Here is a 17,308-nt window from a genome sequence, read left to right as displayed (position 1 = left end):
GCTTTTCCAATCCCGTAAATTATAGTTTTCAATGGCTTTAATAGCAGAGCCGCCCTGCGATGGGGAAAATAAGTTGGTCAGGCGCCGGCATCGCACCCGGCGCCCGGCGCCTTTTGGGCGACAACCGCCTCGTATCCGGCCTGCAACGTCGCACGCACGGTGGCATCCGGCGGCGTGTCGGAAGGCGTGCCCAGATGTTCGTGGCGCAGTTCGTCCATGAACTTTTCCCACATCGGCGGGCCGCCCTTTTCCAGAAGCTCGGCGCGGATCGAGAGCTCCTCGCTGACCGGCAGCCAGACGCGACCCCAGGCGCCGAGATGCGCCAGGATCGGCACCAGCGTTATCGCCATTTCGGTCAGGCTGTAGATCGCCTTCTGCTTGTGGGTGGGATCGTCGGCCCTGGTCAGCATGCCGAGTTCCATCAGCCGCTTCAGCCGATCGGCGAGGATGTTGGAAGCGATGCGTTCCAATGACCCGTTGAGCAGGTCGCGAAAGTGGCGTTTGCCGCCGAAAATCATGTCGCGGAGGATGATCAGGCTCCACCGGTCGCCGAACACTTCAAGCGACAGGTTGATCGGGCACCCAGAACGATGATCGATGCTCATGCGAATCTCCGACAGAAACCGGTTGCATCATCATATCAGTTTTATTATCGTGCAACTGATTGCGAAATGCAATCGGTTTTGCAGAGAGGAGACGGCGACCATGACCAAGGCAGCGGAACCCGAAATCGCGTCGCAGACGTTTGGCGATCCCGCGCATCCGCCGATGCTGCTGATTATGGGCGCGATGGCTTCGATGCTCTGGTGGCCTGAGGCGTTCTGCCGGAAACTGGCCGGCAACGGCCGGTTCGTGATCCGCTATGACAATCGCGATACCGGCCGTTCGACCAAATATGCGCCGGGCGAACCGCCTTACACTTTTGACGACATGGTGGACGACGCCATCCGCGTCCTCGACAATCATGGCATCGCGAAAGCGCATGTCGTCGGCATGTCGATGGGCGGCATGATCGCACAGCTTGTGGCGTTGAAACATCCGTCGCGGATCCTCTCGCTAACGGCGATCAGCACTTCGCCAATCGGGATCGACACCTCGCATCTGCCAGGGACGACCGAAGCCTATATGAAGCATTCGGCCGAAGGCGCCAAGGTCGACTGGTCGGACCGAGCCCAGGTGGTCGCCTACATCGTCAAGGACGCACATGCGATCGCCGGCACCGCGCATCCCTTCGACCAGAAGCGGACGAGGGCCTTCGTCGAACAGGACTACGACCGGTCCGGCGGTTTTTTAAGCGCGACCAATCATTTCATGCTCAAGACCGGCGAGGATCGGGGCAGCGAGGATTGCAAGGGTGGCCTGCACGACTTGAAGGTTCCGCTCCTCGTCATCCACGGCACCGACGATCCGATCTTTCCGGTCGAGCATGGCGTCGCTCTGGCCGAAGCAGTTGCCGGCGCCAGGCTGGTCCGCATTGAAGGCGGCGGCCACGAACTGCATCCCGACGATTGGGCCGCGATCGTTGATGCCATCGTCGCCCATAGCCAAGCCAGGTAAGCGCGGAGCGGACCTTGACACACCATCGGCAATAGTTAAGTAATCGCTTCAGTGTTCGCTGCGGCCGTCTGTGGCCCGCGTGATCGAGGAAGCGCAGCCCTATTTGAAACTTCCCCTACAACAACGATCAAGCCCGATGCTGCACGATACCGCCCAGCTCGACCTGATGTTCCAGGCGCTCGCCGACCCGGCGCGGCGGCACATGGTGGAGCGGCTGTCGTGCGGCCCCGCATCGGTCAGCCAGTTGGCCGAGCCGCTGGCGATGTCGCTGTCGGCGGTCGTCCAGCACCTGAACGTGCTCGAGGCGAGCGGTCTCGTCCGCACCGAAAAGCTCGGCCGGGTGCGCACCTGCCAGCTCGAGCCGAGGGCGCTGAGGACCGCCGAACACTGGATCAACGAACGGCGCCTGAGTTGGGAACAGCGGCTCGACCGGCTCGGCGGCTTTCTTGCGGAAACCAAAGACGAAACCGAAGGAAATTGAGGAGGCCAACATGAGCGAACGCTCCGTCATCCATTCGACCATAGTGCTCGAACGCAGCTACGACGCTTCGCCGGCGCGGGTGTTCGCCGCTTGGTCCGATCCCGCCGCATTGCAGCGCTGGGGCTCGCCCGGCGAGGGTTGGGAAAGCAGCATTGACCGCTTCGAGTTCCAAGTGGGCGGCATTGCGCTCAGCCGTTTCGGACCCAAGGATGGCGAGAGTTATGTGAACGAGACGCGCTACCTCGACATCGTGCGCGACCAGCGCATCGTCTCGGCTGGTGGCATGACCAGCAGCGGCCAGCGATTGTTTGTCGGCCTGCTGACGGTTGAATTCAGTCCGGAAGGCACAGGCTGCCGGCTGGTGATGACCGAGCAAGGCGCCTTTCTTGACGGCCATGATCAGCCCAAAAACCATCAGGCTGGCTGGAGCCAGATGCTCGACAACCTGCGGCTGGAATGCGCGTGAGCGCCACGGCCTGAACCAAAGACCACACAATCGGGAGGATATGATGAAACTCTACTGCGGCATTGGTCCGAATTCTTATCGCGTTCGTATCTTCATGGCTGAGAAAGGCATCGACGTTCCGCGGGTTGATGTCGATCTGACAAAAGGCGAGCACAAAACCCCGCAATTCCTTGAGCTCAACTCACTCGGCCAGATTCCCGTGCTCGTGCTCGATGACGGCACGGTGATCACCGAAAGCATCGCCATCTGCCGCTATCTGGAGGCGCTTCATCCAACGCCGGCACTGTTCGGCTCGGACGCGGTCAGCCAAGGCAAGGTCGAGATGTGGAACCGCCGCGCCGAGATCGAGATCTTCGGAACGATCGGCAGCATTGCGCTGCATTCCGATCCCATGTTTGCGGAGCGGCTTGTGCAGTTCCCGGCTTTCGCCGAAACCCAGCGCGAAGCCGTTCCGGCAAAGTGGGCGTGGCTTGACCGCGAGATCGCCGATGGCCGCCCGTTCATCGCGGGCGACCAGTACTCCGTCGCCGACATCACCGCCGCCGTCGCAGCGTGGCTTGGCGCCTTCTTCGGAGCCGACATCCCGGACTCGCTCGTCAATGTCCATCATTGGCTCGACCGCGTTCAGAAACGTCCAAGCTGGAACGCTTAGGCCGGTGTCTGACATTGTTTCAATGAGATGTGCGGCTCAGCGCCAGCACCTGGATCCAGAGGAGCTTCGCCATGCCTGTCTACTGGCAAAGATGCGACGGCGCACCTCAGCTTCCGGGCGAGCCAAGCTGCTCGACTTCCCAGAACTGGTCGAGCCAGATGTTGAGCTTCAGGAAGCCGGCACTGCTGACCGTATAGACGCGCCTTGTCCCTTCCGGCTTGGCGTTGACCAGCCCGGCGTCGAGCAGCACTTTCAGATGCTGCGAAACCGCCGGGCGCGAGACCGGCAACCCGGCGGCCAGTTCGTTGACAGTCTTCGGGCCGCGCCGAAGCTCTTCCAAGAGATAGCGCCGGTTGGGGTCGGCAATCGCCATGAAGGCGTCGGAAAACATCATGCCTTATTTGTGAGGCAAAGTTTTCCAAATCTCAACCGTTGGTTTCAGGCTTTCTGCGCGGATCCAGCCGCAAGGCTTCCGGGGTGATCGAACGCTCGGCCGGTTGCGTCTTGAAGGCGTCGCGGTCTTCGATTGGCACCGGTGCGCGCCGGCTGATGCGCAGCAGCGTATAGCCTGCCAGACAAAGATGCGCGAGGGCCGTTGCAAGGAACAGGCTTTCCGGACGCATCCAGCCCATCAGGCCGGCGGCCAGCAGCGGCCCGATCATCGTGCCGAAACCATAGAGCAGCAGCAGGCCGCCGGACACTTTGACGAAATCCTCCGCCCGGGCGTGGTCGTTGGCATGGGCCACCGCGATCGAATAAAGCGTGTAGGCAAAGGCCCCGTAGGCGGCGGTGCAGACGATGACGAAGACGCCGGAGCGCGGCTCGAACAGGAACAGCGCCAGGGCGAACAGCGCCGCGCCGAAGGCCAGGCCCGCCAGCACGAAGCGGCGGTCGGTCTTGTCGGAGAGACGCCCGGCCGGAAGCTGCATGGCGGCGCCGGCGACGACCACCAGGCTCATCATCAGCGCGATCTCGGCCGTGGAAATGCCGATGCGGGCGCCATAGACAGCGCCAAGCGTGCCCCAGGCGCCGTTGGCGACGCCGATCAGAACGCAGGCGATCGCCGACACCGGCGAATTGACATAGAGCCCCTTGACGTCGAGCGAGACGTCCTGCAGCGGCTTGGGATGCGAAGCCGTCGACACTGCGGTCGGAATGAGCGACAGGCAGAACAGGATACCGGTGATCATGAACAGCGAGGCCGACTTCACGTCACCGCCGGCAACGATCATCTGGCCGCCCATGATCGAGGCATAGGTGACCATCATGTAAAGCCCGAAGACGGCGCCGCGGTTCTCGTTGGTGGACTTCTCGTTGAGCCAGCTTTCGATGATCATGAAGGCGCCGGCCATGGTGAAGCCGGTGAAGGCGCGCAGCAGGATCCAGATATATTCGTCGATGATCAGGCCGGTGAGCAGTGCGACGATGGCTCCCGATGCCGCAAAGGCGCCAAAAGCGCGTACGTGACCGGCGCGGCGCACCAGGCGCGGCGCAAAGAAGCAGCCGGTGACGAAGCCGCCGGCCCAGGCCGTGCCCATCAGGCCGAGCGATGCGGTCGAGAAACCCTCCAACTGGCCGCGCAACGGCAACAACAGCCCGTGCAGCCCGGTCGCCGCCAGCAGGAAAGCGGTGCCCCGAAGCAGCGAGAGGATCGGTCGGTAGCTTGCAAACATCATTTAGCTGATCCGGCTGGAATCTAGGGAGGATCTGAAGACAGCCGCATTCGAGCTTTTCGGCGGCGGGCGGTTCGGCTCTGGAAACTATTCGCGGCGAAACAGCGCCTCGGCCGCTGATTTGGTGGTGCCCTTGGTCTTGAGCTCGGCTTCGAGCCGGGCGATCTCGTCGCGCAAGATGCCGATCCGCTCGGACAGTTCATCGACGGAAAGCAGCGACAGATCCTGCCCGATCTCATGCGGGCGCGCTTTCTTTTTGGGTTCGTCATCGAAGATCGCCATCGTCGCTCCTCGCTCATGCGTCAAAATTAAACGGCTACAGCGTCCTTGGCGCGTCCAATCGCACGCCCGGCGCTGCAGTGGCCATTTGCCTGATTTGGCAATGAGCATACATAGGGCAGGGGCATGGATGCAAACAGTCGGCAATAAAACCGGCAAGTCGGCAAGAAACTGGCGAAGCGAGACGGGAAAAATTCATGGCGAGTGGACAGGACAAGATTCCGGCGAAGATGACGGCCATCGCGATCTCGGAACCCGGCGGACCGCGGGTGCTGAAACCGGAAACGCGCGACGTGCCGGTGCCCGGACCTGGCGAAATCCTGATCCGGGTGCGCGCCGCCGGTATCAACCGGCCGGATGTGCAGCAACGCAAGGGCGTCTACCCGCCGCCGCCTGGTGCGTCGGACCTGCCGGGCCTCGAAGCGTCAGGCGAAGTTGCCGCTCTTGGCGACGAGATATCGCGCTGGCGCGTCGGCGACCGCGTCTGCGCGCTGACGCCCGGCGGCGGCTATGCCGAATACGTCAAGGTGCATGCCGGCAGCGTGCTGCCGCTGCCTGCCGGCTTTACCCACACCGAAGCGGCGGCGGTACCGGAAAACTACTTCACCGTCTGGCATAATGTCTTCGAACGCGGCGCCCTGAAGAGCGGCGAGACGCTGCTCGTGCATGGCGGCTCGTCCGGGATCGGCACCACGGCGATCCAGCTTGCCTCGGCCTTCGGCGCCCATGTCATTACCACTGCCGGCAGCCAGGAGAAGTGTGACGCCTGTCTGAAGCTCGGCGCCGACCGGGCGATCAACTACCGCGAGGAGGACTTCGTCGCGGCGGTCAAGGACGCGACCGGCGGCAAGGGCGCCAACGTCATCCTCGACATGGTCGCCGGCGACTATGTGGCGCGAAACTACGAGGCCGCGGCGGTGGAAGGTCGCATCATCCAGATCGCCACGCAGAGCGGGGCGGTGGCAAGCACCGACTTCTCGAAGATGATGGCCAAGCGGCTCACCCACACCGGCTCGATGCTGCGGCCGCGCACCGTCGAATTCAAGGCGGCGATCGCCGCGGCGCTGGAGGCGCAGGTGTGGCCGCTGCTCGGCACCCGCAAGGTAGCACCGGTCATGGACATGATCTTTCCGCTCAGGGAGGCGTGGCGGGCGCATGAGCGGATGGAGGACGGCGACCACATCGGCAAGATCGTGCTCGATGTCGGCTGACGGTCGGCAAGCAAGCTGAACAAAACCTTAATTGCGCAATGCAACAAACGCATTGCCGCCATGCAAAAGCGTCTGTTCAACTTTTCATCAGCGGTGCCTATTTGAGCGGCATCGAAACGATGGAGGACCTACCATGAACCCGATCCGTGCTTTCCGTAACTGGCGCATGTACAATGAAACCGTGCGCGAACTGAACCGCTTGAACGCCCGCGAGCTCAACGACCTCGGCATCAACCGTGGTGACATCGAGAGGATCGCCCGCAAGACGCTTTGATCCGCCAAGCAAGAGCCGAGGCAGGCGGATTTCCCGCCGCCGGTTCCGAGCCCGCTGGACCAGTCCGGCGGGTTTTGTCGTTTTGAAGTCCGAGGCAACAGCAGCGGCTGCTATGATGGCCACTATCCAGATCCGAATACAACTCGACCGCAATCTGCGGTTGACTCCAGTTTCAGCGTGGGCATTTTGATCGCGCGGGACTAGGTCAGAGGGTGGGAGCGCTGATCCGGGCCAGTAGCGTGCTGACTCTGAAACAGGCTTGCGCCCATGTTCGACGATCTGACGGACAAGATCTACGAGGCGGCTTTCGTGCCGGAGCTTTGGGGGGAGACGCTCGAATCTGCCGGCAGTATTTCTGGTTCGGCCACTGGCGCCATCTTCCTGTTCAGCGCCGATTCTCCGGTCCGCGGCAGATTGAGTGACGTTTCTTCGGGCAACGCCATCCGATCCTTGTTTGACGAATTTGTCGCCAGCGACGCCTGGAAATTCTCTGACGCCACCCAGCGTATGTGCAGCATGCAGCCGGCGAGCTTCGTTCAGGTCGAAGATTTCCTGACAGTCGAAGAGGTCGAAAACGATCCTGTGCGGGTAAAACTGAGAGCGGCCGGTATCGGCGCGCACGTTTGTTCGGCAGTTGCGATGCCGAGCGGCGAACTCGTCACTTTCGTCTTTCAACGGTGGATGAAGGATGGCACCTACGATCGGGCGTCGGTCGATCGGCTGGACCAGCTTCGCCCGCATTTCGCGCGGGCCGGCATGGTCTCGGCGCGATTGGGGTTGGAACAGGCCAGGGCGAACGTCTCGGCACTCGAGACCATCGGGCTGCCGGCCGCGGTCATGGCTGCATCGGGACGCGTGCTGACGGCCAACAGCCTGCTGGAAGAAATGACCGAGATGTTTCTGCCAACCGCCTATGGCGGCATGGCGATCGCCAATGCCTCCGCCAATGCGCTTTTCCAGCGGGCCATTCTCGAGAACCGCAACGATTTCGCGATCCGATCCATTCCTGTTGCTGCGAACGAAAGCCGGCCGGCTGTGGTCATCCATCTTTTGCCGCTGCGCCGCGCCGCACATGATATTTTCTCCGGCGCGGACATCCTGGTTGCGGCGACGGCGGTAAGCGCCAGTTCCGTCGTGCCTTCACCAACCCTGCTCGCGGGCCTGTTCGACCTGACGCCCTCCGAGGCTCGTCTGGCCGCCGCGCTTTCGCAGGGACGACCCTTGAAAGATGCGGCATCCGACTTGAAGATCACCGTGAAGACCGGCCGGACCTATCTCGAACGGATTTTCGCCAAGACCGGGACAAGTCAGCAAAGCCAACTCGTCGCCTTGCTCAAGAGCACAGAACCGCTCAATCGCAGATGACGATCGGCCTAAAGCGCGTCGCGTTCGACCGGCCTCATGCGACGCGCTTAAGGTTGTTGTTTTTATGCATGTCGTTATCGCAAAACCGCTGCACACTTTTGCGCGACATGCATTAAATCGGTGGAAAGGCCGTCTATTTGTCGCTTCAATGGCTAAGCGCGGCAAAACCAATCGCTATCAAGGCGCCTCCCAGCACGATGTCCACGGGCTTACGGAAACGGTTGTAGAATTCGCGCATGGCTGGCTGAGAAATAGCCAGGCCGACAAGGCCAAACCAGGCGATTGCAATGGCAAAAACCAGCGCTACCACGGATATCTGGGTTGGCCCGCGCATATTCAAGCTCAGCGCAGAGGATGCAAAAAACAATGCGGTGGCCGGATTTGCCGCCGCCGTGACAAACCCCAGCCGGAAGTACCGAACGATGGGAAGCGGCTTCGGCTCGTCGGTGCCGATCGTGCCGGGCTAGCGGCCGCGGCCGCTGAGCGGCTCACCGAAGGCGCGATGCTGAAGCCGACAAGGCTGCCTTGACAGGTTCGATATCTCCCGCCATCTCGCGACTACCTTCCAAAAACGTTGCGGAACGGCAACGGAGCGGCTATATAAACCGCGATTTTCCCATTTTGGTGGCTCTAAAACCACCGCCCGCGCGGGAACGCGGGCGAACGAGAAGGATATTTGCAATGGCCAATACGCTGCTGATGCCCAAGGCGACCGCCGTCTGGCTGGTCGACAACACCGCGCTGTCCTTCGAGCAGATCGCGCAGTTCTGCGGACTGCATCCGCTCGAGGTCAAGGCGATCGCCGACGGCGAATCGGCGCAAGGCATCAAGGGCATGGACCCGATCATGACCGGCCAGCTGAGCCGCGACGAGATCGCACGCGCCGAGAAGGATCCGAACCATCGGCTGAAGCTGTCAGACCCCAAGGTGCGGGTGCCGGAATCCAAGCGCAAGGGTCCGCGCTACACGCCGCTGTCGAAGCGCCAGGACCGGCCCAACGCCATCCTCTGGCTGGTGCGCAACCATCCCGAGTTGAAGGACGCGCAGATCGCGCGCCTCGTCGGCACCACCAAGTCGACGATCGACCAGATCCGCGACAGAAAGCACTGGAACTCAGCCAACCTGCAGCCGATGGATCCGGTGACGCTGGGGCTCGCCTCGCAGATCGACCTCGACATGGAAGTCAACCGCGCCTCGCGTGGCCGCGAACAGGCACAGCCGGCCGGCGACACGCTGCTGCCGGCGGCATTGACCGAGCGCCTCGTGCCGGCGCCGGAGAAGCCAAGGGACGAGGATGCGGAACTCGACGCCAACGCCGTCTTCGCCAAGCTCTCGGCGCTGAAGTCGAAGGACGAGGACAAGGACAAGGACGACGAGGAGGGCTGAGGCGCTTCTTCCTTCTCCCCTTGTGGGAGAAGGTGGATCGGCGCGCAGCGCCGAGACGGATGAGGGGTGCTGGAAGGAATGAGACGTTGGTGTTCCCTGGAACACCCCTCATCCGACCGAGCTTCGCTCGGCCACCTTCTCCCACAAGGGGAGAAGGAAGAGGCGCCGCGCCTAGGTTCGCGCGGCCCGGTCCGGCGCCATGCCGTAGTCCTCACTGCGCTCCACCGCACGGTAAAAATCGGCGAGCTGCTTGCCGCGCTCCGGCTTGAAGACGCGGCCGGCTATGACCACTGAAGCAATGCGGTCGATGCGGAAAGCGCGAAAGTCGTCGCGCATCTCGCACCAGGCGACCAGCGTCCACACCTTGCCCCAGAACCACAGGCCCAATGGCCTGATGTCGCGCACGGTGCTGCGGCCTGCTTCGTCGGAGTAGTCGATGGTCAGCACCTGGCGTTTTTCCACCGCGCGCTCGATCAGGTCGATTGCTTCGCGGGCGGCGTCGCTCACCACCCACATCGGGGTGTGGATCTCGGTGCGGGCGATGCGGTCCTTTTCGGCATCGGGCAGCACGGCGCCGATCTTGACCAGCGCCTCGTCGGCGGCCCGCGCCATGGCAGCGCCGCCAAATGCGCGCACCATGCGGGCGCCGGCGACCAGCGCGACGATCTCGTCACGCGTGAACATCAGCGGCGGAAGGTCGAAACCCTCCCTCATCATGTAGCCGACGCCGGCCTCGCCGTCGATCGGCACGCCCGTCGACTGCAGGTCGGCGATGTCGCGGTAGATGGTTCGCTCGGAAACCTCGAGCCACGTGCCCAGCTTCTGGGCGGTGACCAGACGGCCACCGCGCAGATGCTGCACGATCTGGAAGAGCCTGTCGGCGCGGCGCATCGTACGGTCCCTCGATGTTGTTTTTAGCCTGTCGTTGTCCCCAAACCGGTTCCAACTTTTGGGCGATGCATTATGGCTCAAGCCCTTCGCGCTTGCGCTGCGCGGCCACGAATGCCGCGCCGAAGGACAACTTCCCTGTTGTCTGCGTCTTTGCATCCAGCACCCGCCAGAACGGCGTGATGTCGCTCAGCGTCATGCCACGTTCCAGATCCTCGTTCGCGGCCTCGGCGACAGTGCGCAGATGATAGCCGATTGTGACCGGACATGTCACTTCGGCGCCATGCTCAATGGCGAGCGCGGCGCGCAACGCGCGGATATCCATGGCCACGCCCTCTGGAATCGAGCAAATGAAATCATCGACCTGCCGAGCCGTCGGCACCAGCATCGGCTGGCCCTCGACGACGTCGCCAACAGTCCGCGGCGTCGGCTTGATACCGTTGATGCCCGGCGTGTTCAGCCTGTCGTTCCAGCTCTTTACCATGCGTCACCTAGACGAAGAGCCCGAAGCTTTTGCAGGGATGAAGGCCATGTCTGTCTCCTGATACTTTCGAATTATTGCACGCCGCTCCTGACACCATACTGTCAGGAGGCTTCAGCATATTCCCCTTCGGCATACTCCTTGGCGAACAGCGTGCGCATCTCAGCGAGATCGCTGCTTCTCTGGGGATAGAGCGTCTTCAAATAGGCAAGAGCGAAGGTGCCGGGAGCCGAACCCGGCGCGGACACGATGCGACCGTCGGCGACGGCATAGGGCACGTCCTGATAGTTCTGGGCGCCCGGATAGCCCGGTTCCTTTTCGTTGATCCAGTCACGACCATTGCTGGTGTGTTTGGCGTTGCCGAACAGGCCGGCACGCGCTAGTGCCAGCGTGCCCGCGCAGATGCCGCCGACCACACCGCCGCGCGCTGCGACCGCTGTCAGCAGTGCGGAGACGTCAGGCGGAGCATCGACCCACTGGTCGGAGCCGATGACCGCGACGGCGTCAAGATCGGTGTTTTCATCAACCGCGGTGGAGCGGTCGGGCGTCAGCATAAATCCGCTGGCCGAAGTCACCGGTTTGCCGTTCGGCGCCAGCGCAACCGCGCGTGCGCCGAACCATTCGACCGCCGAAGCCGCCAGCAGCCCGTATTCCCAGTCGGCGAAGCGATCGATGAAAAGTACGCCGATAGTTTTCTGTTCCGACATTTGCTGCTCCGTCTTTCGGTCCGCCTGACCTGTTTATCTGGGCGCGTGGCGTTGGCATGCAACCGCTGCCGCAAAAAATCGCCTCAATGGCCGCGGCCGTGGCGGCCTTCATAGTTATCCGGCCAACCGATGTCCTTGCGGATGCTCTGCGGCAACCCGTTTATGAAACGCCGGGTGCGGATCTCGTTGCGCATCGTCCGGATCTTGCCGACATAGTGCTGAACGCTACGCAGAATGGTAAAACCGTTCATAGCTGGTCTCCTCTCTTTCGATGGAGACACTATCGCACACCCCTCCTGACAGCAGTCTGTCAGGAGGCTGAGCGGTCTTTGGTGAGCGTGCCAGGTTTTGCCGGTTCTGATCCGTTTGCCCGAGTGAAGCAGGCTTTCTCGTCGCCGGGATCAAGTCTTTCATCTGCCAACGACGGACCGTCGGAATCCGCAGCAGCGACAGGGCCGGGGTTCTGATATCTAAGGAGAAAAATTTTCCAGAGATCAGGGAGATGACAATGAGCCTGCAACTGACAGGAATTCACCATCTGACCGCAATCACGGCCAATGCACCCGGAAACCTTCGTTTCTACACCAGGACCCTGGGCCTGCGACTGGTCAAGAAGACGGTCAATCAGGACGACACGTCGGCCTATCACCTTTTCTATGCCGATGCCGAGGCGACGCCTGGCACCGATCTTACCTTCTTCGATTGGCCGGTAGGACGCGAGCGGCGCGGCACCAACAGCATCGTGCGGACCAGCCTGAGGGTCGCCAGCCCTGAAAGCCTTGCCTGGTGGAAGCAACACTTGTCCGGCGAGACCGTCGCGACGGGAGAGACCGGCGATATCGGCGGCTACCCGTCGTTGGACTTCGAAGACCCGGAAGGCCAGCGCCTGCGTCTCGTCAGCGATGGCGGCAAGGGCTACAGTCACCCCTGGGTGCAAAGCCCGGTCCCAATCGAGCACCAGATACGCGGGCTCGGGCCTATCGTCATCAGCGTTCCCGACATCACCAACACTGAAACCGTGCTGACCAGGGTGATGAACATGCGCAAGGCGCGGGACTATGCCTCGCCGGATGGTCAGGGCCAGGTTTACGTCTTCGAGATGGGAGAAGGCGGCCCGGCGGCGGAGCTTCATGTCGCCGTGCAGCCGGGCCTTGCGCCGGCACGGCAGGGCGCCGGTGCGGTCCACCACGTGGCATTCAGGGCGCCGGACCAGGAGATTTTGCATCAATGGACGGCGCGGCTGGCCGAGTTCCGCCTGCCGTCAAGCGGTGAGGTCGAGCGATACTACTTCCGTTCGCTCTACTTCCGTGAGCCGAACGGCATATTGTTCGAGATTGCCACCGACGGCCCGGGATTTACGGCCGACGAGCCGCTGGAAACGCTGGGCGAAAGGCTGGCCTTGCCACCGTTCCTCGAACCGAAACGGGCTGCGATCGAGGCCGGCCTCAAGCCGCTGGCATAGAACCTCTCAGCGTTATGGCGTTCTGGTGCGAGCGGAGCACTTTGACAGCCGCCCGCAACGCTGATCAAAAGCGGCATGTCGAAACTTCTTGCGCTCGTTATCGTCGCCATGATGGTCATTCAGCTGATCAAGCCGCTCGGCTGGCCGGGGCTGAAGCGGCGCAGCGATTTTTGGAAGCTGGCGGTATTGGCGATGGCGGCGATTTCGATAACAGCGGCGCTGGGCCATTGGACGTAGGGATTGGGATGTAGGGCTGGGGACGTAGCGCTGGCGGGCCGCTACGCGAGGCGTGGTTCGTTGGCCAGCACCAAATCGACCAGATGTTCCGCCCAGGCCCGGTAGCCGGCTTCCGAGGCATGAAATCCGTCGGAGGCAAAACCGGCTTCGGCATCGGTGATCGGCAGGCGCGGCGCCGGCACAGCGCCGCGTTCGAGGCAAAGGCGCTCGCCCATCCGGTTCATCTCGGCGGCGCGGATCTCCAGGATTTTTCCGAGCAGCGGCGGCATTGCCGGTGCGCGGGTGAATTCCAGCACCGGCGACCACACCACGCGCGCCTCCGGCCATTTGGCGCGCAGCGCGTAGAGCAGGCCGCCAAAATCGCTTTTGAAGCGTGGCACCGAGTGAAAGTTCTTGGTGTCGTTGGTGCCGACGGCGAGCACGATATGCGTCCACGGATCGGCCGACAGATTGGGCAGCACATGATCGCGGATCTGGCCTGAGGTCGCCGAGTTGAAGCCGGCTGCCCGCCAGCGCACCGCGCGGCCGGTGCGTTTTGAGATCAGCTCGGCCAGTTGCGCGGCGAGCCCGTACTCGGAATTGCCGATGCCGACCGATGCGGCGGAAGAATCGCCAAGCATCAGCAGCGAGATCGCCGGCGCCAGGCCCGAAATCTCGTGCATGACCGGACCTTGCGCCGGCAGCATGCGGCTGGTGCGGCGGCGCACGCCGAGTCCCTGCCAGACATAGACCGGAAAGGCGAGCCAGGTGAGAAGGGCAAGAAAGCGCTGCATCGCAAACCGTTAAAGCGGCAAGTCCGTCGAGCAGCACTTAGCGCATATCGGGCCAGAGGCGAAAGACCTTGCGTCGGCCGCCTGTCGTCAATGGCAGCAGGCGTCCTGCATCTCGGGCATGTCTGCATATTCATCGTGCAGCCGCACCCAGTCCATCAGGCTGTGGTAGGGACCGGTCTCGTTGCGGCCCTTCGGCGTCAGGTCGAGATAGTGATAAGCGCCGATCAGCGGATCGCCGCCCCTGGAGCGCGACATGAAGGTCAGGAAGATGTCGCCGTTCTCATCCCTGTAGAACACGCTGATGCCGGGAAGGTCCTTCGATCTCAGCGGGCGCTGCTCGAAATTGTAGGTCGTGTCGCCGGATGCGATCTGCTTGTCGGTGAAGGAAACCTGCATGTCGAAGTTGAAGTCCGAAGCGTAGGACGACACCCAGTCGAATTTCCAGCCCATGCGCTGTTTGTAGGGCAGAAATTCGGCCAGCGGCGCCCGCGAGATCACGATCAGCGACACATCATGGTGCTTGAGGTGCTGGTTGGCGCCGTCGATGTGATCGGCAAGAAAGGAACAGCCTTCGCAACGGTAGTCGGCGCCCGGCCCGAACATGAAGTGGTAGACGATCAGCTGGCTCGCGCCTCCGAACAGGTCGGCCAGTGTCTTCGGGCCCTGTTCGGTCTCGAAGACATAGTCCTTTCGCATCTTCAGCCAAGGCAATTGCCGCCGTTCGGCAGCGATGCGGTCGCGAAAACGCGTCAATTCCTTTTCACGGGCCAGATGCGCCTTGTGCGCCTGGAACCAGTCTTGCTGTGAAACGATCCTGTTGTTTGGCATCAGCCTGCTCCTCGTTGAGCCCCAAGGACGTTCGGGCTCAACCCAAGCCGACACGGCGCCGCATTTTTTTGGAGCATTTTGGAGCAGATGGAACCCGGGCACATGGCCCGGGTTCGGACGAAGATAGAAAAACCGGTCAGGCGGCCTGTTCCAATTCCGGCTGCCATTTGCCAAGCGCTGCCAGGTGGTTCATGTGGGCCCGGTGGGCGAAGGCTGCCTGGGCAGCGGCTACGTTGGCCGCCTTGCCGCTCCATGCCTTCTGTGGCGCCGCCTGCAAGGCGCGGCCATAGGAGAAGGTCAGCTTCCATGGATGCGGGCCGATGGCGTTGATGGCGTTGAGGTTGGCGGTCGCCTCCTCATCCGATTGCCCACCGGAGAGAAAGGCGATGCCGCCAATCGCTGCCGGCACCGTCTCGCGGAACAGTTTTATGGTCTTTTCGGCGACTTCCTCGGGGCTGCTGGTGTTGCCGGACTTTTTGCCGGCGAGAACCATGTTCGGCTTCAGAATGGTGCCTTCAAGGACGACGCGGGCGGCGTAGAGCTCGGTGTAGAGTTTCGCCAGCGTTGCCTTGCTGATCTCGTAGCAGGTGCCGATGTCGTGGGCGCCGTCCATCAGCACCTCCGGCTCGACGATCGGCACGATGCCGGCCTCCTGACAGAGCGCCGCATAGCGGGCGAGCGCATGGGCGTTCGAGCCGATCGACGTGGCGGAGGGCACGCCCCTGGCGACGTCGATGTCGATCACCGCACGCCATTTGGCGAAGCGGGCGCCGAGCTTGTAATAGTCGGCGAGCCGCTCGCGCAGGCCGTCGAGGCCTTCGGTGATGGTGTCGCCGGGGTACCCGGCCAGCGGCTTGGCGCCGGCATCGACCTTGATGCCTGGAATGGCGCCGGTCGCCTTGATGATGTCGACCAGCGGCGTGCCATCGGCGGCTTTTTGGCGAATGGTCTCGTCATAGAGGATGACGCCGGAGATGTATCTGGTCATCGCCTCCCTGGCGCGGAACATCATCTCGCGATAGTCGCGGCGGCTGTCGGCGGTCGATTCGACGCCGATGACGTCGAAGCGCTTCTTGATGGTGCCGGAACTCTCGTCGGCGGCCAAAAGACCCTTGCCGTCGGCCACCATCGCAGCGGCAATGTCCTCGAGTCGTTCGCTCATTGTGCATCCTCCTGAACCGGTTGTTCCAAACAGTATGAAAATCCGGGCTAGCAGACCACTAGAGCAAAGCAGGTTCAAGTCGAACCATTCCAAGCGGAAAGCTCGAATCGATTGAAACGCGCAAACGCCCCTGTTCGCCTGTTGCCCAGGGCCTAGGCCTCAGCGCTTCAGCACGTCGACACCGGGCAACGGCTTGCCCTCCATCCATTCCAGGAAGGCGCCGCCGGCGGTCGAGACATAGGTCAAGTCGTCGGCGACGCCGGCATGGTTGAGGGCGGCCACCGTGTCGCCGCCACCTGCCACCGAGATCAATTTGCCGGCCTTGGTGCGGGCCGCGGCGTGCCTGGCCGCCGCCACCGTCGCCCGGTCGAACGGCTCGATCTCGAAGGCGCCGAGCGGGCCGTTCCAGACCAGCGTCGCGGCGCGGTCGATCCAGTCGGCAACGGTCTTCACGGTCTTTTCGCCGACATCGAGGATCATGGCGTCGGCCGGCACCTCTGATATGGCGACGGTTTCGCTGGCGGCGCCCGCCTTGAATTCCCTGGCGACGACACCGTCGACCGGCAGGATGACGGCGCAGCCGGCTTCGGCCGCCTCGATCATGATCTGCTTGGCGGTGTTGGCGAGATCATGCTCGCACAGCGATTTTCCGACGGCGGTGCCGCGCGCGGCGAGGAAGGTGTTGGCCATGCCGCCGCCGATGACCAGCGCGTCGACCTTCTTCACCAGATTCATCAGGAGGTCGATCTTGCTCGAGACCTTGGCGCCGCCGACGATGGCGACGACAGGGCGGACGGGATTGCCGAGGCCCTTTTCCAGCGCGTCGAGCTCGGCTTGCATGGTACGGCCGGCGAAGGCCGGCAGCAGCTGCGCAAGCCCTTCCGTCGACGAATGGGCGCGGTGGGCGGCGGAAAAGGCGTCGTTGACGAAGATGTCGCCATTGGCGGCGAGCTTTTCGGTGAAGGCCGGGTCGTTCTTCTCCTCGGCCTTGTAGAAGCGGGTGTTTTCGAGCAGCAGCACGTCGCCGTTGTTCATGGCGGCGACGGCGCTCGCGGCCTTGTCGCCGATGCAATCGGCCGCGAAGCCGACAGGGTGGCCAAGCACCTCCGCGGCCGCCCTGGCGATCGGCTCAAGCGAGAATTCGGGCGAAGGGCCATCCTTGGGCCGGCCGAAATGGGCAAGCAGGATGACCTTGGCGCCCTTGCCGGAAAGCTCGGCGATGGTCGGCGCGATGCGCTCGATGCGGGTGGCGTCGGTGACCTTGCCGTCGGCGACGGGAACGTTGAGGTCGACGCGCACCAGCACGCGCTTGCCGTCGATATTGCCGATGTCGTCCAGTGCCTTAAAGCCGGCCATGCTGTTCCCTTTCGCGAAAAATCGCGGGGACCTTACCCCGCATCAACGACGATGCAAGACCTGCATGGGA

At 62.8% G+C, this 17,308-nt stretch carries 23 protein-coding genes; 11 read left to right on the top strand and 12 right to left on the bottom strand.

Annotation, left to right across the window (positions count from 1 at the left end; translation table 11 throughout):
* Positions 1 to 77: 77 nt before the first annotated feature.
* Positions 78 to 605 carry a winged helix-turn-helix transcriptional regulator gene (locus AC0L2Z_RS16180; protein ID WP_473628721.1) on the bottom strand — a complete coding sequence of 176 codons (528 nt, stop codon included), beginning with the start codon at positions 603 to 605 and terminating at the stop codon, positions 78 to 80.
* Between the two features lie 100 nt (positions 606 to 705).
* Between AC0L2Z_RS16180 and AC0L2Z_RS16175 the strand changes: the two genes are divergently transcribed.
* From AC0L2Z_RS16175 to AC0L2Z_RS16160, 4 genes are all read left to right on the top strand, one after another.
* A complete protein-coding gene (locus AC0L2Z_RS16175; protein ID WP_473628719.1) occupies positions 706 to 1,557 on the top strand; it encodes an alpha/beta fold hydrolase in 852 nt (283 codons plus the stop codon).
* A 136-nt stretch (positions 1,558 to 1,693) separates the two neighbouring features.
* Positions 1,694 to 2,038: an ArsR/SmtB family transcription factor gene (locus AC0L2Z_RS16170; protein WP_027152973.1), complete on the top strand. Its 345-nt coding sequence runs from the start codon at positions 1,694 to 1,696 to the stop codon at positions 2,036 to 2,038.
* A 10-nt stretch (positions 2,039 to 2,048) separates the two neighbouring features.
* Positions 2,049 to 2,504 (top strand): SRPBCC family protein, encoded by a 456-nt coding sequence (locus AC0L2Z_RS16165; RefSeq protein ID WP_473628717.1) that lies wholly within the window; start codon positions 2,049 to 2,051, stop codon positions 2,502 to 2,504.
* Positions 2,505 to 2,547: 43 nt separating this feature from the next.
* On the top strand, positions 2,548 to 3,156 hold the full coding sequence (locus AC0L2Z_RS16160; RefSeq protein ID WP_027152974.1) for a glutathione S-transferase family protein: 609 nt from the start codon (positions 2,548 to 2,550) through the stop codon (positions 3,154 to 3,156).
* 106 nt (positions 3,157 to 3,262) lie between these two features.
* Here AC0L2Z_RS16160 and AC0L2Z_RS16155 read toward each other — a convergent pair whose 3' ends face one another.
* The 3 genes from AC0L2Z_RS16155 to AC0L2Z_RS16145 form a co-directional block, all read right to left on the bottom strand.
* The gene (locus AC0L2Z_RS16155; RefSeq protein ID WP_254019480.1) at positions 3,263 to 3,550 is read right to left on the bottom strand and encodes an ArsR/SmtB family transcription factor; all 288 of its coding nucleotides are present in this window, start codon (positions 3,548 to 3,550) and stop codon (positions 3,263 to 3,265) included.
* Positions 3,551 to 3,581: 31 nt separating this feature from the next.
* Complete coding sequence (locus AC0L2Z_RS16150; RefSeq protein ID WP_027152976.1) at positions 3,582 to 4,829, bottom strand: MFS transporter; 1,248 nt, start codon at positions 4,827 to 4,829, stop codon at positions 3,582 to 3,584.
* Positions 4,830 to 4,916: 87 nt separating this feature from the next.
* On the bottom strand, positions 4,917 to 5,111 hold the full coding sequence (locus AC0L2Z_RS16145) for a DUF1192 domain-containing protein (protein ID WP_091593307.1): 195 nt from the start codon (positions 5,109 to 5,111) through the stop codon (positions 4,917 to 4,919).
* 194 nt (positions 5,112 to 5,305) lie between these two features.
* Between AC0L2Z_RS16145 and AC0L2Z_RS16140 the strand changes: the two genes are divergently transcribed.
* The 5 genes from AC0L2Z_RS16140 to AC0L2Z_RS16120 all read left to right on the top strand — a co-directional run bounded on the left by AC0L2Z_RS16140 (position 5,306) and on the right by AC0L2Z_RS16120 (position 9,344).
* A complete protein-coding gene (locus AC0L2Z_RS16140) occupies positions 5,306 to 6,319 on the top strand; it encodes an NAD(P)H-quinone oxidoreductase (RefSeq protein ID WP_473628716.1) in 1,014 nt (337 codons plus the stop codon).
* Positions 6,320 to 6,452: 133 nt separating this feature from the next.
* Positions 6,453 to 6,593, top strand: a complete 141-nt coding sequence (locus AC0L2Z_RS16135) for a DUF1127 domain-containing protein (protein WP_023797054.1) — start codon at positions 6,453 to 6,455, stop codon at positions 6,591 to 6,593.
* A gap of 267 nt (positions 6,594 to 6,860) precedes the next feature.
* A complete protein-coding gene (locus AC0L2Z_RS16130) occupies positions 6,861 to 7,958 on the top strand; it encodes a helix-turn-helix transcriptional regulator (protein WP_473628714.1) in 1,098 nt (365 codons plus the stop codon).
* Between the two features lie 64 nt (positions 7,959 to 8,022).
* Entirely contained in the window at positions 8,023 to 8,487 is a 465-nt protein-coding gene (locus tag AC0L2Z_RS16125) for a hypothetical protein (protein WP_473628713.1), read from the top strand.
* A gap of 152 nt (positions 8,488 to 8,639) precedes the next feature.
* Positions 8,640 to 9,344: a DUF1013 domain-containing protein gene (locus AC0L2Z_RS16120; protein WP_473628711.1), complete on the top strand. Its 705-nt coding sequence runs from the start codon at positions 8,640 to 8,642 to the stop codon at positions 9,342 to 9,344.
* 171 nt (positions 9,345 to 9,515) lie between these two features.
* On the opposite strand, the gene AC0L2Z_RS16115 is transcribed toward AC0L2Z_RS16120, so the two are convergent.
* The 4 genes from AC0L2Z_RS16115 to AC0L2Z_RS16100 form a co-directional block, all read right to left on the bottom strand.
* Positions 9,516 to 10,235: a helix-turn-helix transcriptional regulator gene (locus tag AC0L2Z_RS16115; protein WP_023797058.1), complete on the bottom strand. Its 720-nt coding sequence runs from the start codon at positions 10,233 to 10,235 to the stop codon at positions 9,516 to 9,518.
* Positions 10,236 to 10,305: 70 nt separating this feature from the next.
* Positions 10,306 to 10,716: a hypothetical protein gene (locus AC0L2Z_RS16110; RefSeq protein WP_473628710.1), complete on the bottom strand. Its 411-nt coding sequence runs from the start codon at positions 10,714 to 10,716 to the stop codon at positions 10,306 to 10,308.
* A gap of 101 nt (positions 10,717 to 10,817) precedes the next feature.
* Positions 10,818 to 11,420 carry a DJ-1/PfpI family protein gene (locus AC0L2Z_RS16105; protein WP_473628708.1) on the bottom strand — a complete coding sequence of 201 codons (603 nt, stop codon included), beginning with the start codon at positions 11,418 to 11,420 and terminating at the stop codon, positions 10,818 to 10,820.
* An 83-nt stretch (positions 11,421 to 11,503) separates the two neighbouring features.
* Positions 11,504 to 11,671, bottom strand: a complete 168-nt coding sequence (locus AC0L2Z_RS16100; RefSeq protein WP_473628707.1) for a hypothetical protein — start codon at positions 11,669 to 11,671, stop codon at positions 11,504 to 11,506.
* Between the two features lie 257 nt (positions 11,672 to 11,928).
* Between AC0L2Z_RS16100 and AC0L2Z_RS16095 the strand changes: the two genes are divergently transcribed.
* Together AC0L2Z_RS16095 and AC0L2Z_RS16090 are read left to right on the top strand one after the other, a co-directional pair.
* Positions 11,929 to 12,882 (top strand): ring-cleaving dioxygenase, encoded by a 954-nt coding sequence (locus AC0L2Z_RS16095; protein ID WP_473628705.1) that lies wholly within the window; start codon positions 11,929 to 11,931, stop codon positions 12,880 to 12,882.
* A gap of 75 nt (positions 12,883 to 12,957) precedes the next feature.
* Positions 12,958 to 13,119 (top strand): hypothetical protein, encoded by a 162-nt coding sequence (locus AC0L2Z_RS16090; protein ID WP_023797063.1) that lies wholly within the window; start codon positions 12,958 to 12,960, stop codon positions 13,117 to 13,119.
* A 41-nt stretch (positions 13,120 to 13,160) separates the two neighbouring features.
* Here the strand turns inward: AC0L2Z_RS16090 and AC0L2Z_RS16085 are convergent, their stop codons facing one another.
* The 4 genes from AC0L2Z_RS16085 to AC0L2Z_RS16070 form a co-directional block, all read right to left on the bottom strand.
* Positions 13,161 to 13,892: an SGNH/GDSL hydrolase family protein gene (locus tag AC0L2Z_RS16085; RefSeq protein WP_287229985.1), complete on the bottom strand. Its 732-nt coding sequence runs from the start codon at positions 13,890 to 13,892 to the stop codon at positions 13,161 to 13,163.
* An 87-nt stretch (positions 13,893 to 13,979) separates the two neighbouring features.
* Positions 13,980 to 14,720: a DUF899 domain-containing protein gene (locus AC0L2Z_RS16080; protein ID WP_473628704.1), complete on the bottom strand. Its 741-nt coding sequence runs from the start codon at positions 14,718 to 14,720 to the stop codon at positions 13,980 to 13,982.
* A gap of 136 nt (positions 14,721 to 14,856) precedes the next feature.
* Positions 14,857 to 15,882 carry a class I fructose-bisphosphate aldolase gene (locus AC0L2Z_RS16075; protein WP_473628702.1) on the bottom strand — a complete coding sequence of 342 codons (1,026 nt, stop codon included), beginning with the start codon at positions 15,880 to 15,882 and terminating at the stop codon, positions 14,857 to 14,859.
* Positions 15,883 to 16,041: 159 nt separating this feature from the next.
* Complete coding sequence (locus AC0L2Z_RS16070) at positions 16,042 to 17,238, bottom strand: phosphoglycerate kinase (protein ID WP_473628701.1); 1,197 nt, start codon at positions 17,236 to 17,238, stop codon at positions 16,042 to 16,044.
* Positions 17,239 to 17,308 lie beyond the last annotated feature (70 nt).

It is taken from the genome of Mesorhizobium sp. WSM4850, from assembly GCF_055811735.1.
This window is presented reverse-complemented; position numbering and strand designations above follow the sequence as displayed.

What these genes read in the sequence shown, in the direction of transcription:
- AC0L2Z_RS16105 (WP_473628708.1), bottom strand. Translation starts at nt 11,420, where the DNA reads ATGTCGGAACAGAAAACTATCGGCGTACTTTTCATCGATCGCTTCGCC.
- AC0L2Z_RS16090 (WP_023797063.1), top strand. Translation starts at nt 12,958, where the DNA reads ATGTCGAAACTTCTTGCGCTCGTTATCGTCGCCATGATGGTCATTCAG.
- AC0L2Z_RS16075 (WP_473628702.1), bottom strand. Translation starts at nt 15,882, where the DNA reads ATGAGCGAACGACTCGAGGACATTGCCGCTGCGATGGTGGCCGACGGC.
- AC0L2Z_RS16110 (WP_473628710.1), bottom strand. Translation starts at nt 10,716, where the DNA reads ATGGTAAAGAGCTGGAACGACAGGCTGAACACGCCGGGCATCAACGGT.
- AC0L2Z_RS16115 (WP_023797058.1), bottom strand. Translation starts at nt 10,235, where the DNA reads ATGCGCCGCGCCGACAGGCTCTTCCAGATCGTGCAGCATCTGCGCGGT.
- AC0L2Z_RS16130 (WP_473628714.1), top strand. Translation starts at nt 6,861, where the DNA reads ATGTTCGACGATCTGACGGACAAGATCTACGAGGCGGCTTTCGTGCCG.
- AC0L2Z_RS16120 (WP_473628711.1), top strand. Translation starts at nt 8,640, where the DNA reads ATGGCCAATACGCTGCTGATGCCCAAGGCGACCGCCGTCTGGCTGGTC.
- AC0L2Z_RS16135 (WP_023797054.1), top strand. Translation starts at nt 6,453, where the DNA reads ATGAACCCGATCCGTGCTTTCCGTAACTGGCGCATGTACAATGAAACC.
- AC0L2Z_RS16100 (WP_473628707.1), bottom strand. Translation starts at nt 11,671, where the DNA reads ATGAACGGTTTTACCATTCTGCGTAGCGTTCAGCACTATGTCGGCAAG.
- AC0L2Z_RS16070 (WP_473628701.1), bottom strand. Translation starts at nt 17,238, where the DNA reads ATGGCCGGCTTTAAGGCACTGGACGACATCGGCAATATCGACGGCAAG.
- AC0L2Z_RS16175 (WP_473628719.1), top strand. Translation starts at nt 706, where the DNA reads ATGACCAAGGCAGCGGAACCCGAAATCGCGTCGCAGACGTTTGGCGAT.
- AC0L2Z_RS16080 (WP_473628704.1), bottom strand. Translation starts at nt 14,720, where the DNA reads ATGCCAAACAACAGGATCGTTTCACAGCAAGACTGGTTCCAGGCGCAC.
- AC0L2Z_RS16095 (WP_473628705.1), top strand. Translation starts at nt 11,929, where the DNA reads ATGAGCCTGCAACTGACAGGAATTCACCATCTGACCGCAATCACGGCC.
- AC0L2Z_RS16150 (WP_027152976.1), bottom strand. Translation starts at nt 4,829, where the DNA reads ATGTTTGCAAGCTACCGACCGATCCTCTCGCTGCTTCGGGGCACCGCT.
- AC0L2Z_RS16165 (WP_473628717.1), top strand. Translation starts at nt 2,049, where the DNA reads ATGAGCGAACGCTCCGTCATCCATTCGACCATAGTGCTCGAACGCAGC.
- AC0L2Z_RS16155 (WP_254019480.1), bottom strand. Translation starts at nt 3,550, where the DNA reads ATGATGTTTTCCGACGCCTTCATGGCGATTGCCGACCCCAACCGGCGC.
- AC0L2Z_RS16140 (WP_473628716.1), top strand. Translation starts at nt 5,306, where the DNA reads ATGGCGAGTGGACAGGACAAGATTCCGGCGAAGATGACGGCCATCGCG.
- AC0L2Z_RS16170 (WP_027152973.1), top strand. Translation starts at nt 1,694, where the DNA reads ATGCTGCACGATACCGCCCAGCTCGACCTGATGTTCCAGGCGCTCGCC.
- AC0L2Z_RS16125 (WP_473628713.1), top strand. Translation starts at nt 8,023, where the DNA reads ATGCATGTCGTTATCGCAAAACCGCTGCACACTTTTGCGCGACATGCA.
- AC0L2Z_RS16180 (WP_473628721.1), bottom strand. Translation starts at nt 605, where the DNA reads ATGAGCATCGATCATCGTTCTGGGTGCCCGATCAACCTGTCGCTTGAA.
- AC0L2Z_RS16145 (WP_091593307.1), bottom strand. Translation starts at nt 5,111, where the DNA reads ATGGCGATCTTCGATGACGAACCCAAAAAGAAAGCGCGCCCGCATGAG.
- AC0L2Z_RS16160 (WP_027152974.1), top strand. Translation starts at nt 2,548, where the DNA reads ATGAAACTCTACTGCGGCATTGGTCCGAATTCTTATCGCGTTCGTATC.
- AC0L2Z_RS16085 (WP_287229985.1), bottom strand. Translation starts at nt 13,892, where the DNA reads ATGCAGCGCTTTCTTGCCCTTCTCACCTGGCTCGCCTTTCCGGTCTAT.